This window comes from Evansella tamaricis (genome assembly GCF_019042215.1).
Taxonomy (GTDB): Bacteria; Bacillota; Bacilli; order Bacillales; family Salisediminibacteriaceae; genus Evansella; species Evansella tamaricis.
Window position 1 is genome coordinate 17,724 of record NZ_JAHQCS010000144.1, and the last position, 18,568, is coordinate 36,291.

The following is an 18,568-nucleotide window of genomic DNA, read 5'->3' on the forward strand; positions in this document are numbered from 1 at the left end:
ATCGTTACCTGAATCCCATTATCCTTCATATGAAGTTTTCGCCTCTGATCAAGAGCAATTGTCATTCAACTTTCCTTCTGTTCTGACGTGGAATGACGAACGATTAGTTCTGGTTCAAATATAACGGATTCCACCAATTGCTTCGTTGACTGATGCTGGCTTTCCACTAGTTCCACTATCATCTTTGCTGCCTGTTCTCCCATTTTCATCTTAGGATGGGAAATTGTCGTTAATTTTATTTCTGATGCCTGTGCTAAAAACGAGTCGTCAAATCCTACGATAGACATTTTTTGGGGCACTTTCAATTTGGATTCCCGTAAGACATCTAAGAGCATTAGTGCCAGTTCATCGTTATATGCCACAAGTGCTGTCGGTACATCCGTTTGTAAATCAATTAGTTTTTTCAATTCTGCAGCAGGTTTAGTTCGTTTTTCTTCCGTACTATAGCTGATAATATTTTTTGGATTGATCGGAATTTGATGTTTCCGGTGTGCTTTAATATAACCTTTCATCCGTTTGACGCCTTGGGTATCATCCGTTTTGAAAAAGCCAGCAATCTGTTTATGTCCAAGTTTGATAAGATGTTCCGTCTGAAGGAAACCACCTTTTTCATCATCCACAACCAGACAAATTGGTTCTAACTCATCATAAAAGGCGTTAATCATGATATATGGAATGTTCATTCTCTCCAAATTAAAATAGTAATTGATATTCGGATTAGAATAAGCACTTTTCGTCGGCTCAATGATCACTCCATCCACCTGTTGTGACAAGATGTTTTCCAGAATGCGCTTCTCCGTATCAATGTCGTTGTTCGTACTATACAAACTCACTTGATACCCGAGCTCACTTAAATAGGATTCTGCCCCACGGATGATCGATGGAAAAATATAGTCTGAGATAAACGTCGTAACGATGGCAATATTCCTCTTGTTTGAGGAAGAGTTTCTGTTTTCTTTCCGATCAGCACAAAAGGTTCCGGCACCTTGTTCCCGATAAAGCCATCCTTCATTTACTAATTGACCAATGGCCACTCGAATCGTATGACGGCTCACCTCAAACTCTTTCATCAATTCATTTTCTGAGCTTATCTTTTGTTTAGGTGTATACGTCCCATCCAGAATTCGTGATTTTATCACTTGTATGACTTTGCTATATTTTGTCTGCATTTTACAACCCCATTTACGATGTCAACTCGATTGTTTTTATCCTGCTAGCCACCATCTTTCCTTGGAAGCTTTAGTGCTAATACCATAAAGCATGTAGGTAAGAAAAACGAGGCTTGTAAGTCAATCAAGCCCCGTTTTATTTCCCGTATATCTATCACCGTTTCACTTAAAATCTGCGGGCGATGTCATTCCATCTCAATTCATTTTGGAACTGCATAACATCCGTTTTTTCATTAATAAACACGCACTCAATATCCATCATGTTCGCCCAGTCAAACAACTGCTCTGGCGTAACTTCGAATGAGAAAACAGTGTGGTGCGCACCTCCAGCATGGATCCAGGCTTCTGCTGATTCGCTTAAAGACGGCTGTGGCTTCCAGATAACTTGTGCTACCGGCAGTTTTGGCATTTCTTTCTCCGGTTTAACTGCGTCTACTTCATTTACAACTAGTCGGAATCGATTACCCAGATCAATGAGGGATGCATTAAGGGCGCGCCCTTCACGACCATTAAATACCATACGGGCAGGGTCTTCCTTTCCACCGATTCCTAATGGATGAACCTCAATCTTAGGTTTCGTTGCCGCTATAGTCGGGCAGATTTCGAGCATATGCGATCCAAGAACTAATTCATTTCCCTCTTCAAAGTGATATGTGTAATCTTCCATGAAAGAAGTTCCTTTTCCGTCTGCAACGATTTTCATCATTCGGGTAAGTGCCGCTGTTTTCCAGTCCCCTTCCCCACCAAAGCCGTATCCTTGAGCCATCAGTCGTTGAACAGCAAGTCCTGGCAGTTGCTTCATTCCATGGAGATCTTCAAAGTTAGTGGTAAATGCAGTGAATCCCCCTTCTTCCAAGAATGATTTCATTCCAAGTTCGATTCGAGCCTGATACATAATGGATTCTCGATAAGAATCATCTGTTTCCGCTTGTGGGTTAATGTCATATAGTTCGCTGTACTCTTTGTATAATGCCTGTACTTCCTCTTCCGTTACTTCGTTCATCCGTTCAACTAGATCTCCGATTCCAAAAGCAGTGGTCGTCCAACCAAACTTAATTTGCGCTTCCACTTTATCCCCTTCAGTTACTGCCACGTTACGCATGTTGTCTCCGAATCGAGCCACTTTCAGATTGATACCATCTGTTACAGCAATTGCCGTTCTCATCCAGCTCGCTGTTTTTGCTCGGACTTTCCCGTCTTCCCAATGGCCAACGACTACTTTTCGGGCAATCTTCATTCGGGCACCAATGAATCCATATTCCCTGTCCCCGTGGGCAGACTGATTTGTGTTCATGAAGTCCATGTCGATTGTATCCCAAGGAATCTCCCGGTTAAATTGCGTGTGTAAATGAAGCAGCGGCTTTTTTAATTCAGATAGTCCTGCAATCCACATTTTAGCCGGCGAGAAGGTATGCATCCATGTAATGATTCCTGCACACGTTTCATCGGTATTAGCTTCCATACATAATTTACGAATCCCGTCTGCTGTCGTCAAAACTGGTTTTACTTTAATTTCAAACGGAATATTAGCGTCGCTGTTTAATCCTGCAACAATTTGGTTGGAGTGTTCTTGAACCTCCTCAATCGTTTCTGGACCGTATAGGTGTTGGCTTCCAGTTACAAACCAAAATTCATAGTTTTTTGTTTTCAACATGATTTTTCCTCCTCGAATGGGTTGCATTAAATGATTTATAATTCTAAGACATAATTGCTTATCATACTATTCATCAATATTATTCCTTTAAAAGCATTTTTTACTTGTTTACTTTTGCCCGTAGTAGGCGTTCGCACCGTGTTTACGAAGGAAGTGCCGGTCCAACAAAGTCTGGTCCATCGGTTTTGTATCTGGATTCACCGATAGTGTTTTCCATGCCATCTTTGCCACTTCCTCTAACACAACCGCATTGTGAACGGCAGTTTGAGGGTCTTTACCCCATGAAAAAGGTGCATGAGAATTCACCAGAACTCCCGGAATTTGCATCGGATCAATGTTTTGGTTTTGGAACGTTTCCACAATGACATTTCCTGTTTCCAGTTCATATTGTCCTTTAATCTCTTCCTCTGTCATGGGACGGGTGCAAGGAATATCCCCATAAAAATAGTCAGCATGGGTTGTTCCATATGGTGGAATCGGTTTACCAGCCTGTGCCCAACTAGTTGCACATGTGGAATGAGTATGTACAATCCCGCCGATTTCCGGAAATGCTTTGTAAAGGACAAGGTGAGTTGCCGTATCAGATGATGGTTTCCAATCCCCTTCTACCACGTTTCCGTCCAAGTCAACTACTACCATGTCTCTACTTCGCATTTCAAAATATTCCAGTCCGCTTGGTTTGATTACGACAAGACCTTTTTCCCTGTCAATCCCACTTACATTTCCCCACGTAAACGTAACCAATTCAAATTTTGGTAATGCCAAATTTGCTTTATAAACCGTTTCTTTTAGCTGCTCTAACATGCTTTTAACTCCCTTTCATTAGCTACTAAATTTTCAAACAGGAAAAGGACTCGTATACCAGTTTTCCTAGTCTGCTAAATTTCATAAAACATACTTGATAGTTATGCCATAGAACTTCATTTCTAGTTTCAATAAATTTATTGTGGCTTGTCTGTCCACCTCTCCTAATCATGAAGAAAGGTTTTTGCGAAATCACCCCGCAAGTTTTTTCACGTAACAAGATCAGCCTGTCGAAAGACTTATCAACCCTATAATAAACTGCTTCTAAAACCTCTTTATGAATGACAATCTTTTCTATGGTGATCTCATGATGTTTTTAATCACAGTCAGATTTTTCGCAATTTGTGATAAATCTACTAAAGTGCAACAATTGCCTCCTTCAGTTGATATGACAATAGTTGTACGTATAAGTTTAACTACATTATAGATTATCGTAGCATCCTTATACAAGTGATTTTTAGAAATGTTTTATCTTTAACAATTTCGTAACAAATGCTTATAATAATTGATTGATTACGTTTACATAAAGTAAAGTATAGTTAGTGATATAAGTTTACTACATTGTATTTGGTGCGTACATATTTTATTTCTTTGTCAGTCTGCTTGTATTATTCCCATACAACAGTTTTTAGAAGATAATTCTATAATCCTGAACGGTCATTCTCCCCTATTTGTTAAAGATAGTTTGCTTTAACTAACGGTTACCAATCATCTGTACGAACTCTCCGTGCCGATTGGTAGAATCAGTCCTGTAAATTAGAATCTAGGAGGCGAATAAGATGAATCATGGGAATTTGGCAGCGACTCCACCAATGGGGTGGAATAGTTGGGATTGTTATGGTGCCAGCGTAACGGAAAAAGAAGTCAAAGGAAATGCAGAATATATGGCCAAACACTTAAAAAAGTATGGTTGGGAATATGTAGTTGTGGATATTCAATGGTATGAACCTACCGCTATCTCTTCCCAATACCACCCATTCGTCCCTCTTGAAATGGATGAGTATTCCAGGTTAATTCCTGCTGTTAATCGATTCCCCTCCGCAAAGGACGGTAAAGGATTTAAAGCTCTTGGGGATTATATTCACGGCTTGGGACTGAAATTTGGAATACATATTATGAGGGGAATTCCAAGGCAGGCAGTCCATCAAAACACTTCGATTTATGGAACTTCGGCAAAGGCAAGAGAGATCGCCCATCCCAATTCCACCTGCCCCTGGAACACTGATATGTATGGAATAGACGCTAGTAAAACTGGCGCTAGAGAATACTACAATTCTATCTTTCAACTTTACGCAGAATGGGGCGTTGATTTTGTCAAGGTAGATGATATTGCCGCATCAAAACTGTATGATACACATGTCCCTGAAATAGAACTCATTCATCATGCGATACAGCATAGCGGAAGACCGATGATTTTAAGTCTTTCTCCAGGTCCTTCTCCGATAGAGCATGCCGAAACCTTTAAAAGAAACGCCAATATGTGGAGAATAACGGATGACTTTTGGGATCAGTGGGATCTTCTCTACAACATGTTTGAGCGTTGTGAAAGATGGGAGAAATTTGTGGAGCCTAGTAAATGGCCAGATTGTGATATGCTCCCTCTAGGACATTTAGGTATTCGCTCTATTGATGGACCAGGAGGTGACCGTTGGACCAGATTCACAAAGGATGAACAACAGACGATGTTAACATTATGGACGATTTTCCGCTCTCCTCTCATGTTCGGTGGCGAATTAAGAAGTAATGATGATTGGACATTATCGTTGCTGACTAATGAAGAAGTATTACATGTTCATCGGAATAGCCACAGCAACCGTTTAGTTTATCGCCACAGTGATCATGTCGTTTGGACTGCATCAGATTTGAACGGGGAAGTCTATGTTGCGTTATTCAACTTGACAGAAACAACTGCTGATGTTTCGGTGACATTACGACAGTTAGGTCTATTTGAGGAAAAAAAAGTGAGAGACCTTTGGAAAAAGGAAGATGAAGGTTTTGTTCAATCCGAATTAACATTCAACATACCTGCCCACGGTTCCAAGTTTGTGCATCTAAGATAATAAATAATAAGAACGGAATTAAGGGGAGAGTTAAAGAACAAATTCTCCCCTGATAAAATTTCCTTTATAGTATTTCCCCACAAGGACACATTCCTGTCATTGTCCATATCAGTCATCATTGGCGCCTCTTCCCCCATTGTATTCCCCTTCCCATGAAGGTAACGGAGGTAACCATTCCACTCGTATCCATCCAATTATTCAAAAACCTCAAGATTCACCCCAATTAAGTATTTGGATTATTTTCCAGAATCACTCTTGTATGTTAATTAATGAATGCGTATTATATTAATATATATATTTATGTTTCAGCTAGAAATTCATAAAACGTATTCCATCGCACTAACGGGAGGTACAATATGGAATTAGATATATCGCTCGACTCATTACCTGCATATGAAGCACTGGCAAGTAAAGTACGTTTGGCTGTCTTGCAGCATTTGACTACACGTCCCATGAATATCAGAGAACTGGCAGAAGCAGTCGGGCTCAGCAGTGCCATCATGACGATGCACATTAAAAAGCTAGAAAAAGCTGGATTGATCAAAACGGAATTGGTCCCGGGAAAAGCAGGTATGCAAAAGCTTTGTGTCCTGGACGTTGATGAAATTGAAATCAAATTTCCAATGAAACAGAAAAGCTTTACCGAATACCACCAGACAGAACTTTCTGTTGGGCATTATACGGATTTTTACGTTGAACCCACATGTGGATTGGCCACACTGGAAAAAATCGTCGGTGAATTTGATGAACCACGATATTTTTTGAACCCAGAAAGGGTAAATGCTAAAATTCTATGGTTCAGCAAAGGGCATGTTGAATATAAACTTCCTAATTTCATCAGCCCGAACCAGAAGCCGAAGGAATTGGAAATATCCTTAGAGTTATCTTCTGAAGCCCCTTTTACCAATGAGGATTGGCCATCAGATATTTCTTTTTATTTAAACAATGTCTGCCTTGGAAAATGGACCAGTCCAGGAGACTTTGGTGATCAAAAAGGGAAATTTACTCCAGAGTGGTGGCCACAAATCATCAACCAATACGGTCTATTGAAATTCATTCGAATTACCACGAATGGAACATTTATTGATGGTACGAAAATTTCAGATGTCACCATAAATGACATTCAAATCCGCGAAAAACTTTGGACTTTTCGAGTAGCAGTGGATGATGATGCTGAAAATATCGGTGGAGTTACCATTTTTGGTTCCGGTTTCGGAAACTATAACCAAGATATTCTGTTCCGGCTTTTTTATACGAAAGATTCAAAAAGGCCCGATGTCATTCCAAAAAAATCAACAAAAATGCCATAAAAGAGTTTATCCCCTTTTATGGCATTTTTATTTATGTTTCATATAGAAGGAAGGTTTTCCTCGCCTGACCAAATACTAACGCTTTTTTCCTAAACGTATAACATTCCAGGATGCTTTCGACAACTTCGCTTCCACAAAGCCATTTCGAAGGGCCGACACACCGTATGAATGTGGTTGAACCTTCTGTGATGTAGCTGTATTAACTGCTTTTAGATCATCGTTTTCCAAGACAATATGTTCAAGAATCTCATAGTCCTCAAAACTGCGAACATCAGCATTTAACTCAATAGGTTGTTCTAAATAACGGTTAACTGCAAAAATCGTTACAGCTTCTTGTTCTTCATTATATACAGCGACAGAATCAACATAAGGTACGTCGGTAAAGTCTTTGCTGTCATACTTTGGTGATGAGACGACTGGTGCTAGGGCAACTCCCCTTCCGAAGGCGGATACGTGAGCATACGGATAGAAAATCGTTTGTTTCCAAGCTTTTCCCCCATTCTCAGTCATGATTGGAGCAATGACATTAACAAGCTGAGCCATACATGCAATTTTTACACGATCCGAATTTCTTAAGAATGTCATGAGCATAGAGCCAACCAATAACGCATCCTCGAAGTTATACACATCCTCCAGTTGTGGTGGTGCGATAGTCCAAGGTTCCAGTTCTCTGTCCTGCTGATTGGAATGGTACCATACATTCCACTCATCAAAACTTAAATTGATTGTTTTCTTACTTCGCTTTTTCGCTTTAATATAATCGCAAGTTGAGATGATGGTCTTAATAAAATGCTCCATATCCATCGACTTTGCCAAATAATTAGCCGTATCATTACTTGCATTACCATAATATTGATGGAGTGAAATATAATCAATCGCATCATATGTATGTTCCAATGTGGTCGCTTCATATTGAGGGAATGTAGGCATTCCTGAGTGGGAACTTCCACAAGCAACAAGTTCAATCGTTGGATCTACTAATCTCATTACTTTTGCCGTTTCCAATGCCAGTCTTCCGTACTCTTCTGCCGTTTTGTGACCGACTTGCCAAGGACCATCCATTTCATTTCCTAGGCACCATGTTTTGATTTGATGTGGCTTTTCGTACCCATGTTTTCTGCGCAAATCACTGTAATACGTACCACCTGGGTGGTTGCAGTATTCTATGAAGTTTCTTGCTGCATCAATACCTCGGGTACCTAAATTCACAGCCATCATTACTTCAGAATTAACAAGCTTTGCCCAGTCCATAAATTCATTTGTTCCCACTTCATTCGTTTCAATTGTCCTCCATGCCAATTCTAAACGACGGGGCCTCTCCTCTTTAGGGCCGATTCCATCTTCCCAATTATAAGCTGAGACCATGTTTCCACCAGGATAACGGACAATTGGTACATTAAGTTCCTTTACTAAGTTAATAACATCTTTTCGGAACCCTTGTTCATCTGCTTCCGGGTGATCTGGTTCATACACGCCTCCGTAGACGGCTCGCCCCAAATGCTCAATAAATGAACCATAAATACGTTCATCAATTTCTGATACTCGAAAATCTTTATCAACAATCATTTTTGCTTTTTCCAACGATGACACTAAGCCACCTCTTTCTAATAATTTTTTACAGGTTTCTTATCAGGAACTGGCACACCAAAATCCGGCTATCCGTTTGTGCCCATATATGTCAAAACAAATGATTTCTGGCAGCGTATACAAACGATGCTAAGAAATCTACAAAAATACCACCTCCTAAAAGTAATTACTAGAAACAGTATGAATAACGTCAAATTTCTGTATGAGGGTCATACTTTCAACTAAATAGATTAGTTTATGGACGAACGTTAACTTATACGGAGTATTCAATTAAGTTAATAAAAATATTAATCATTACTAATCAAGTTAACCTTAATGTTATTATATTTATTATGGATTCAAATGTCAATGGACGATGTATAGGCTTTTTCTATTTAACATGGGGATGTATATTTCATAGCATGCTTTCATATCAAGGTTTTGAATCCCGTTATTTGAGAAAGGCATAGAATTCAGTTGTAGACAAACTAATTAATATATTTATTAATTATATCTCCTTTCTATTTTTTAAAATCAAGTACTCAAATAAAAATTGTTGATAAATGCCCTCCTTCCTTTTTTGGTACATACCTATCTCCTTTTTCTTTCTTTCTCTTTCCCTTATAATTAATATAGAACGAACAGAATTACTAGGAGTGTTTCGATTTGGATATTAACAAGGCATACAAAGTATTAGATATATCTCCAAAAGCAACAATAGAGGAAGTTGAGGAACGCTTTTATTTATGGAACCGGAGATATAAAAGCCAGCTCGACAGAAATATTCAACAGAATCTGATTAATATAAATGAAATAACGGAAGCATACAAAATGATAATCGAACATTTGGATCAAGAATCCGTCCAATCAACCGACGGCAATTCTCCGAAAAGTCCCCTTAAAGAGAAAATGGACCATATTCTGTATTACCATAAGTTCCATATCATTGCAGGAATCATTGGTTTCATTTTGTTGATAGCAATCATTACTTCATCCATCAATGCCTGGCAGGATAGAAGGTATTTGGAAAGTCTGCCCCCTGCTGATTTAAGTATTACTTTCTATGGAGAATTCCGTGGTATACGTATGGAAACATTGGAGGAGAATATACTGGATCTTTTTCCAGAGTGGCAACGGGTAACCGTCAACCTCATTACTTCTCCCATTGAAGTTACCAATGAATTTAATATAGGGGAACAGCAAAGAAGTGCAATCGACCTTATGCAAGATACCTCCGATCTTTATATTACGGATTTTTACCATTTTGATGTTTTGATGGAGCAGGGACTTTTTTCCCCTTTCTCTCCTATTGAAGACTTTTTGGAGGATCATCTGGAAGAAGAAAAACGGTTGTATAGAATGGGACAGACGGACCAGGAAACTGATAAAGAAATTATAGGTATTGATATAACCTCCCACGAGATTTTTGCAAATACAGAGGTTACACCAATAAATAAGAACATCATCGCGCTTCACACAAGATCAGAGGACACAGAGAACGCTCTACGGTTTGTGAAAAAAATAATAGAAGACTTCGCACAGGAAAATGAAGATCTTTAAAAAGAAGAAGAGTACAAGTTTATTCTTAAAACGCATGGAAGCTGAACGTTGTTTCCGTATCCGTTCGGCTTAGAGGCCATGAATTTCTTTACTAATCAAAAACCATTCCTACTTTCCACCTAAATTAATATACTTAGAAAATGGTGCTCGTATTGCCATTGATAGAGCGACATCCGCTCCTTATGATGAAGTGGATGTCGCAGCAGTTGTTGTTTCCATATCCCAAGCCTTCAGACTAAGCTCCACCAATAACTTTTGCCTGTCCTCGATGCTGATAGAATTCCATTCATCATACGTCCGAAGACCGATTCCAGCGCGGTTAATTTTTGTATTAACCCCCACTTGTGGGATGCTTGAGATCGCTTTTGTGATCATAAAACTGCTTTTTTCATACTCATTCCGTTTATGGTCATAGGCACCGTTGGAAATGGACGAATTAATGGATTTTTCCAACAAGGTTAGGTTCCCCAGTTTCTTCACATAATCTTGATATTCTTCTCCTTTATCGAACGCAACTTTCACATCCGCGGAAGGGTTTTGCGGAAGTATGTGTTCCAGCTCCACATCTTTATTGATATAGGTAGCTAAGCTATTATAATAAGACGTGCTGCCCCAAGCCTTTTCGTCCAAGGACTGAGAAATCTTTGCCAGAATATAGCGAATCCGATACTGTTGAATGCTCGTCTGATTTAACATGGACAAATGATAAACGAAGTTGTCCTTTTTCTTATTTTTCTCGTCCACGATATACTTTTTGATGAACTCGTCCAAGCCTTGCTCGTCCTTTACCAAAAGGAGATCCGTCGCCCATTTCGCAAATTTCTTCTCGAACGTTTTCGTCGGCTCCCGTGTGATGGTGTAACAGAAAAACAAGTTTTCGATTTGCCACGCCAATTTTTCTAAGAGATCATTGGGCAGTTTTCTTGCTGCCAATAAAAGAATTAAGTGCTGCCTAGCTGCCCCACTAAAATAGCGCAGATTATCTAAATATCGGTTATTCGTTCCGTCAGGGTTTTTCCCTGATACATACTGACCATAGGCTTTCACATTTTGTTTCAGCAATTCCACAAACCCAAAGGAATCAGATTTGTAATTACACTTGTGCTCGTTGTTTAGAAACCACTCATAAATTCGTTCCTCGGTTATCTCCTCAACTCCATAATTCCCCATGATGAAGTAACGGAGGAACCGCAGTGGTTTTTCCTTTCGCTCCTCCAATTCTTGAACAATTTCCTTCCATTTCACTTTCAACTTACTGAATTCCTCTGGCCTCACGTGCATGAACATTAAGTTTTTCAGTAAGTCCATGGAATTTAACCCCACACCCCGGTCATTGATTGTTTCAAAAATCTTGAGTGCTTGGGCAACACTCATCGTCTGCACCCGGATGACTTTCACTTTATTCACTAAGTATCCGAAGAACTCCCTTACGGATTTTTCGTCATCCCCGTAGTTTTGTGCTAGATATTCTTTCGTGTACGTATAGGCGTTAATAATATTGATTACGGACTTAGAATGGCTCACGATAGTGGAGACATCCTCTCGTTTTCCTAGTTTATCTAAAATGCCATCACTCTCTTCGTACTGCAATAACAGCTTCATTTTTTCCACCGCATTACCTGTGAAATCAATGCTCGAATTCATGACATAATTGTTAATTCCGGAAGTATCACCCGCTGGATTAATTTCGCGGATCCGATCCCTAAGAGCACAGAGAATAACGATGATCGTCGTGAGCCGTTGCTGTCCATCGATCACTTCTAAGACGCTGGATTCATTTTTATTTTTCGATTCGCAGACGACGATGCTTCCAATAAAGTAATCCCCTTCATCGATCTTCGGAAACTCCCCTTTCGCTTCCATAATATCTTCAAGAAGCCGGTTCACTTGCTCCTGCTGCCAGACGTATTCCCGCTGATAGTTAGGAACAATATAATAGTCGTTCAGTAGTTTATGAATAGCTAGATCTTCTGACTGTATCGTATTCACTTTCTGTATCCCCCTTGAAAAATAGTGTGGATGGGGTTGTAACGTGGTCCGCTACCATTACCTCAACCACTTTCATCGATTGTAGTTATTCTTATTGTAGCTATTTCGACAGATTTAATAAAGGACTAACCTAGGGCCGGACTTTCTTTCACCAACGACAAACATTTACTTTCCGTAATATTCTTCCTAACAAAACCTTTACATTCCTTTCATTGACTTAGGAGGGAACTCATTTTAATATAAAGCTAGCCTTTATGATAACCTTTTTGCAGTTAAAATGGATTTCATCATTAAAGTACAGCACACTATTTTTCACACTTACATAAAGAAAAAAATTAGGAACCCTCTTAATGTGAGGGTGTTTTGGAGGTAAATCAAATGACAAAAAAGAATTATCATGAACTATTGAAAGACCGTATTTATATTGGTGGGGCAGATGATGTGGAAGATATCCTCCAAAATGAAGAAGTGGATGTAATCTACGATTTACGGGCGGAAGTACCGGAACAAGGGACTGTTGTTAACCGGGTTCATTCTCCCATTGTTGATGATGCAGACAGTCAGGACGAACCTATAAAAAAATCAGTAGACTCCATTGTGAAGTCATATAACGAAGGGAAAAAGATTTATTTCCATTGCCAGGGCGGAAGTAATCGAACAGGTACAGTGGCAGTGGGTACTTTACTGGAGTTGGGACTTGCCAAAACCATTGAAGAAGCGGAAGACATGGCTAAACAAGTACGCCCAAAAATCAATGTAAAACCTGAAATGAAAGATGCCCTAAAGCGTGTGTATCCAAAATCTTAAACTCCCCGCCACTCAACTGCTATTGTAAGATGGTTGAAGTGGGGGAGTCCTTCTGCGGGAAACGATAAAGTGAATGAAAAACAAGAAGAACCATTCTTCCTTAGTCAATATGAGGCACTTGCCGTGGAATTGGGCTGGTGTTTTCATTTGACTACCAATATACTAGTGCAAATTCTCAGTCTGATGATGGATATCCATCCTGTTCACGTTCACGATCGAGCAACACCACTACTTTAGTTATTTTCCCAGCCTACACTTTTTCGCTCAGGACAACGTATGGGTAGAGGGTTTCGGTAGCGTCTTTGCCTAATTTCCTTACCATCCAATTCCCTTCCTTTAATTCGATATCGCCGTTTTCAAGGATAGATTCCACTCCTAAGGGAATCATGGATAAAGCATCTTTTTCATTATTACTAACCACGACATGCCCTTTATAACAACCGGCCAAGATTGGGTCCACTTTATTTCTAATGTGAAAAATATAGAGGGGTTCTTTAACATATTTACCTGTGCCAATGATGCCTTCAAGTCGTCTTTCGAATTGCTCCAACGTCATCCTCACCGGCCCATCCAGATCAACTAGCCATTCATCCTCCAGCTGATCACCTAAGTAATGATCAATGTGTTTCACATAGCCATCTTCAAATTCGATGGATATAAGACAACTGGGGTGATCGGTTGCGTATATATCGGAAGTTTTATATTCATAGTTTCTGAAGTCAAACTCCTCAATTAGACCGTTGAGTTTCTCCATTTTTTTAGCAGTCAATTTCCACTCATGGATGCCTAATTTGGAAACATACTCAAAACCATTCCATTTCACTTCCCCGTCAGAGAAGACTTCCACTTTATAGATGGGGCAGGAACCATAGCATGCCGTTCGTTCGAAAGTTATCTTTTTTATCATCTGATTCTCCTCTTTTCCCAATGTTAGATGGTAGTTGATTCGCATGGGATTACCTTTTATAACTTCGATTGGGATGTTCCCCGTCTAACGCATCGTCCTTGTCCGGGAAAAATTCAAGCTCCGTATCTGGATCTGAATCTGAATCTGGATCCACCTCTTTGGAATTAGCGGTGTTCACAATCTCTGAATAATAATGATAATAATCCGTTATTTCCGTTAACTCTGTGATTTCATAGTAGAGCTTCTTTTTCCCCCGGGCCGCAATGACGATCGGATTCCCTTTAAATAGAAGTGATTCGCTAATGAATTCTGCATCGTTGACGAAATACCCTCCATTGTCCTTTTCGTTGAAACTCACGGTGTAGGAATCTAACCATTCTGCCACCTCATGCAGGTCGTAGGTGGTAGGAAACATCAGCGAGATCATGATAGTCCTATCTTTTAGCTCCATCAGGTTCACAAAAATATCTTGAAACTGGATGGCCTGACATTTGAAATCTTCGTAGTTCATCTCATACCCTTTCATAAAACAGTACTCATAGTAGTCGTCAAACTCACGCAAATGCTCTTCTAACTTGTCGTTCTGCTTTTGCCTTCTCATCTCAGAAATATTGATTACTTTCATATAAAACCTCCTTTTTGGGATAAGGGATAAGGGATAAATGAAAAGGGATAAGGTCAGACGGTGAATTGACGTTTTGTATGAAGTCGACTTTTTCGTTGTGGGGGCTGACACCGTGTGATCTTAGTTACATTCATAGAATAACAGGGGAATTTGACAGCGTCTTGTCAGCAAACATACGTTTCAGAAAAATATTTTTTTGAGAAATAAGAAAAACACAAGCGCCTAGGTCACGGGCGAAAGTCACTGGAAGGACTTTGACAGAAGCCGCTTTTTGGCTTCCTTGTGCTCCTGCGATTACTCGTCGCAAGGCAGCAGGGATGCAACTCAAGTAGTAGCCTGCCTGAAGTGATCCGAGCCCGTAGGCGCTGGAGCTAGACAATAAGAAAAGCGCAAGCGCCTTTGGTCACGAGCGTAGGGCAGTGCCTCTTCCTCTACAAGCATCGCTTTGAAGAGTATCCGTCCATCGTGCAGAACGCCACGTTCTGTGGCATGCCCGATATTAGGACGCCAAGGCGCAAGTTTATATTTAATAAGCTATTCTTTTTAGCTCCATTTCCCTTTTCATTCAAAGGATAATGGAAAAATTTATGGTATGATCAAGTATGAAATAAATAAGTTTTTGAAATCACGCACTTAGAAAGGGAGAGTTAATAAAAAGTTATAAAGGATGTGTTGTAATGAAAACTAATAAAGTTAGAAATCTAATAATAGGTATTATGTTACTTTTCACGGTATCTATTGTTACGATTATTAGCTATAAAGGATATGTACATTCGATTGATAGTTGTATAGAGAATAATAGAAATGTGACTGAAAACCATTTTGGAATTTTTTCATGGACTGTATCTTGTGAACAGTAATCTTTCAATAACAGGAGCATTAAATAATAGGCTTTCGCTGCCGTTGTGGTATTAACGGGGAGTTATGTTCAATAACCAAAAAATTTTATTGGGGGGAAATTTATGAGAAAGGCCGTAATCATTTTTGTCTTTGTTATAGCCTTAGTTGCTTGCAATCAAGAAAACAAAAAGGTTGAAACTCCTTCAAACACAAAAGCAAATGTAACTGTAAAACAGGAAGAAACAACTCCAAATTATAATAATGTCTTTATCTATGAGGTTACAGAAACAAGCATTCTTATTGCTCCACCTGCTACTGACCCAGAGGCTTCCTATCCTGTTTTCGAAATATTCATTGACCAAGATACGAAAATAGAAGGTAGTAAAGATAAATTCGACGAATTAACAGAGGACGATGATGTTAAGGTATGGGTCAGACGAAAAGGTGAAGGTAAAGAGTTTGCAAAGAAAATTGTTGTTAAATAGTAGTTGTTATTTCATTAAAGGGTAGCTTATGTATAGTATCTATTCCAAACATTCATTTGGTGCACCTTTTCTCTTTTTCACATGTAAGCGTAGTTTAGTGGTAAAGGACTTGACTTGGAGCCTCTGCGTGTATGATCTGTTTTGAAAGACTGAAGCCATTGTTTCATCAGACATGGGAGCCTATTATACCGCCCTTCCAAGTAAGCCCTTTCGTTGTTAACTTGAAATCCTCAATAAGAAACGGACCAGATTGTGCAACAAAACAATTGGTTAAATATGATTATTTTGAATGAGGAGGGGTCATTATGTGGTTTATTAAGGAATACTTTTTGGGGTATTTGTTTATTATGATTGCGGCCCAAGGATATTCTTGGTATTATCTTTCGGGTGATATTTACCCTTTATGGTTTTTCGTAATATTTGCTATCGTAGGATTATTTTTATTAGTTCATAAAAATAGTAAAAAAGTACCTGACAATAAAAAGAGTAAAGTCATTCTCTTCGATGTTGTATATATTACTCTTGTTTCTTTACTCGTAAGTATTCCCTCGCCGTTTTTAGCGTGGGTTATAGCTGCATTTCTTCCTCTTTTCATTATTCAATATGCGTTTAAACCTTTAGGTAATAATGATAGAGTATAGAATCATTTGTTATGGCACCTTAAAAATAAAATTAAGCTTATTCCATTAACGGTATGCGTTAGTAAAATTTCGAGTTAAAAAGTTGTAGCTCATTTTTGTATCTATGAACTGGAAAATGGTGTTAAACAAAGGTTCCTTTTCGCTTAATAAGGATCTACCAATTTTTATGTATTTTAATAACTTTAGTACCACTTCCCCTTTTCCCCTCAATAATGCAGTAACAAGAGTGCTTCGGTTTACTCCACTACTTTTAGCATATAACCTGTGAGGTGGTAGTTTATAACTGACAGTCCATTTCCCAGGAGCTAATTTTTCTTTAAAAATCAGTAATCTGTTTATGTAATGTAGTAGATGATAATTTATTTGGTTTCCAGTTAATTGGGTTCATAAACATCTCCCATTTTTTATTTTGTTATTAATTATTTATCTTGGTTGATTTAAATACCATCCAATTGGTTGGAGACATTTTCATTATTTCAAATTATGATATTAAGTAAATCATTCTATTCCGAAGGAGAGGGGAACTTTATTTGTTAGAACCAATCATTCATGGTTTCATATTAGCTTTAGGACTAATTTTACCACCGGGTGTCCAAAATATTTTTTTATTTAATCAAGGGATAATCCAGCCTAAAATTCGAAAGGCGTTACCGGCTTATATAACTGCTTCTTTGTGTGATACTATATTAATCTTGCTAGCCGTATTAGGTACATCACTAGTTATACACGGCTCTTTATGGATAAAAGAATTTCTTATTTGGGGAGGAGTAGTTTTTTTGACATACATGGGTTGGAGTACATGGAAAAGTGAACCCAGTAGTGGTGGGGATATTACAAATAAGAGGTTCACAATTAAAAAACAAATTCTTTTCGCGGCATCTGTGTCACTTCTTAACCCTCATGCAATAATAGATACAGTAGGTGTTATTGGACCTAGTTCAGTTAGTTATAATGGTGAAGAAAAACTAATGTTTGCTATTTCATGTATTATCGTATCCTGGGCGTTTTTTTTATTCCTTATTTTACTTGGGCATACTAGTAGGAAAATAGATAAAACCGGAGGATATATGTTGGTTTTAAATAAAATATCCGCACTTTTTATGTGGGGAGCAGCAATATATCTAGGACTGTCTATCTTTATTTAAACTACTTTTCACGGTGAACTTCCTCGCGTGTCTCGCCATATAAGGAATAAATCATGCCCCTTTTAATACTATAAGCAGTAATGATATCATTACCGCTCATCATAACCACAACAGATGTGGGTCCTAGCCCAAAAAAACTGCTCAGTGGATGACGATTTACCTTGAAAAATTCATTGTGTAACTCCATACCAAAATATGGTTCTGGATTAACCGTTTGAACCTCCCAAACGTTCAAATGGGGATCCTCCATAATAGATAGACTGTCAAAAAAATAAGGACCGTAATGACCTGAATGGTACATCACATTGAATCCCTCTTCCTCCAAAAATTGTGCCGCTGCCTGACTCGATTCGCTCAAGGAATTTAAATGGAGCGATCGAAGGCTCATTGCTCCTGTATATAGAATCAGAAATGATAGGATAAGTGATACCAACACCTTCATCTTCAACTTCATCAAACTTCCCCCTATTAAGATAGTAATTCAACCATTTCTTCAAATAAATTCAATTTCTTCCCTTACTAAATTCAAGCTATTTATGATATTAGATTCAATCACTATCTTACTACTAGTACTCCCTATTTATCGATACTAGATTCAATTACATACTTTGTAAATAGTCTAGGAAGCGACAAAAGACAGGAGTTAAGATGCTGTTTTGTCGCTTCCTCCTCTTAGGAAGCGACAAAAGACAGGAGTTACGCTGCTGTTTTGTCGCTTCCTCCTCTAGGTTGCGACAAAAGACAAGGGATGCCATGCTGTTTTGTCGCTTCCTCCTCTAAGGATGCGACAAAAGACAGGAGTTGGACTGCTGTTTTGTCGCTTCCTCCTCTAGGATGCGACAAAAGACTAGGGATGCCAGGCTCTTTTGTCGCTTCCTCCTCTAGGATGCGACAAAAGACAGGAGTTACGCTGCTGTTTTGTCGCTTCCTCCTCTTAGGAAGCGACAAAAGACAGGAGTTACGCTGCTGTTTTGTCGCTTCCTCCTCTAGGTTGCGACAAAAGACA

At 39.0% G+C, this 18,568-nt stretch carries 17 protein-coding genes; 8 read left to right on the forward strand and 9 right to left on the reverse strand.

The features are described 5' to 3' along the window. Positions 1-65 precede the first annotated feature (65 nt). The 3 genes from KS419_RS17725 to araD all read right to left on the reverse strand — a co-directional run bounded on the left by KS419_RS17725 (position 66) and on the right by araD (position 3,627). Positions 66-1,169 (reverse strand): GntR family transcriptional regulator, encoded by a 1,104-nt coding sequence (locus KS419_RS17725; protein ID WP_217067723.1) that lies wholly within the window; start codon positions 1,167-1,169, stop codon positions 66-68. Between the two features lie 166 nt (positions 1,170-1,335). Continuing rightward, positions 1,336-2,823 (reverse strand): L-arabinose isomerase, encoded by a 1,488-nt coding sequence (araA, locus tag KS419_RS17730; protein ID WP_217067724.1) that lies wholly within the window; start codon positions 2,821-2,823, stop codon positions 1,336-1,338. Positions 2,824-2,931: 108 nt separating this feature from the next. Beyond that, positions 2,932-3,627 carry an L-ribulose-5-phosphate 4-epimerase gene (gene araD, locus KS419_RS17735; protein WP_217067725.1) on the reverse strand — a complete coding sequence of 232 codons (696 nt, stop codon included), beginning with the start codon at positions 3,625-3,627 and terminating at the stop codon, positions 2,932-2,934. Positions 3,628-4,406: 779 nt separating this feature from the next. Between araD and KS419_RS17740 the strand changes: the two genes are divergently transcribed. Beyond that, complete coding sequence (locus KS419_RS17740; protein WP_217067726.1) at positions 4,407-5,687, forward strand: glycoside hydrolase family 27 protein; 1,281 nt, start codon at positions 4,407-4,409, stop codon at positions 5,685-5,687. A gap of 356 nt (positions 5,688-6,043) precedes the next feature. Further along, positions 6,044-6,997 carry an ArsR/SmtB family transcription factor gene (locus KS419_RS17745; protein ID WP_217067727.1) on the forward strand — a complete coding sequence of 318 codons (954 nt, stop codon included), beginning with the start codon at positions 6,044-6,046 and terminating at the stop codon, positions 6,995-6,997. 75 nt (positions 6,998-7,072) lie between these two features. Here the strand turns inward: KS419_RS17745 and arfA are convergent, their stop codons facing one another. Continuing rightward, positions 7,073-8,563 (reverse strand): arabinosylfuranosidase ArfA, encoded by a 1,491-nt coding sequence (gene arfA / locus KS419_RS17750; RefSeq protein ID WP_281419842.1) that lies wholly within the window; start codon positions 8,561-8,563, stop codon positions 7,073-7,075. A 666-nt stretch (positions 8,564-9,229) separates the two neighbouring features. Here arfA and KS419_RS17755 point away from each other — a divergent pair. After that, positions 9,230-10,123: a hypothetical protein gene (locus KS419_RS17755; protein WP_217067728.1), complete on the forward strand. Its 894-nt coding sequence runs from the start codon at positions 9,230-9,232 to the stop codon at positions 10,121-10,123. Positions 10,124-10,303: 180 nt separating this feature from the next. On the opposite strand, the gene KS419_RS17760 is transcribed toward KS419_RS17755, so the two are convergent. After that, complete coding sequence (locus KS419_RS17760; RefSeq protein WP_217067729.1) at positions 10,304-12,112, reverse strand: DUF262 domain-containing protein; 1,809 nt, start codon at positions 12,110-12,112, stop codon at positions 10,304-10,306. Between the two features lie 378 nt (positions 12,113-12,490). Between KS419_RS17760 and KS419_RS17765 the strand changes: the two genes are divergently transcribed. Further along, on the forward strand, positions 12,491-12,919 hold the full coding sequence (locus KS419_RS17765; protein WP_217067730.1) for a protein-tyrosine phosphatase family protein: 429 nt from the start codon (positions 12,491-12,493) through the stop codon (positions 12,917-12,919). 69 nt (positions 12,920-12,988) lie between these two features. Beyond that, the gene (locus KS419_RS17770) at positions 12,989-13,156 is read left to right on the forward strand and encodes a hypothetical protein (protein ID WP_217067731.1); all 168 of its coding nucleotides are present in this window, start codon (positions 12,989-12,991) and stop codon (positions 13,154-13,156) included. Between the two features lie 13 nt (positions 13,157-13,169). Here the strand turns inward: KS419_RS17770 and KS419_RS17775 are convergent, their stop codons facing one another. Beyond that, the gene (locus KS419_RS17775; protein WP_217067732.1) at positions 13,170-13,826 is read right to left on the reverse strand and encodes a DUF6438 domain-containing protein; all 657 of its coding nucleotides are present in this window, start codon (positions 13,824-13,826) and stop codon (positions 13,170-13,172) included. 49 nt (positions 13,827-13,875) lie between these two features. Beyond that, complete coding sequence (locus KS419_RS17780; RefSeq protein WP_217067733.1) at positions 13,876-14,451, reverse strand: hypothetical protein; 576 nt, start codon at positions 14,449-14,451, stop codon at positions 13,876-13,878. 962 nt (positions 14,452-15,413) lie between these two features. Here KS419_RS17780 and KS419_RS17785 point away from each other — a divergent pair. The 3 genes from KS419_RS17785 (at position 15,414) to KS419_RS17795 (ending at position 17,562) form a co-directional block, all read left to right on the forward strand. Then, positions 15,414-15,776 (forward strand): hypothetical protein, encoded by a 363-nt coding sequence (locus KS419_RS17785; protein WP_217067734.1) that lies wholly within the window; start codon positions 15,414-15,416, stop codon positions 15,774-15,776. A gap of 305 nt (positions 15,777-16,081) precedes the next feature. After that, a complete protein-coding gene (locus KS419_RS17790) occupies positions 16,082-16,417 on the forward strand; it encodes a hypothetical protein (RefSeq protein WP_217067735.1) in 336 nt (111 codons plus the stop codon). A 530-nt stretch (positions 16,418-16,947) separates the two neighbouring features. Then, complete coding sequence (locus KS419_RS17795) at positions 16,948-17,562, forward strand: LysE/ArgO family amino acid transporter (RefSeq protein ID WP_217067736.1); 615 nt, start codon at positions 16,948-16,950, stop codon at positions 17,560-17,562. Between the two features lies 1 nt (position 17,563). On the opposite strand, the gene KS419_RS17800 is transcribed toward KS419_RS17795, so the two are convergent. Continuing rightward, positions 17,564-18,016, reverse strand: a complete 453-nt coding sequence (locus tag KS419_RS17800; protein WP_217067737.1) for a hypothetical protein — start codon at positions 18,014-18,016, stop codon at positions 17,564-17,566. 242 nt (positions 18,017-18,258) lie between these two features. Then, positions 18,259-18,568, reverse strand: a 310-nt coding sequence (locus tag KS419_RS17805; RefSeq protein WP_217067738.1) for a hypothetical protein, incomplete at its 5' end; no start/stop codon positions are given.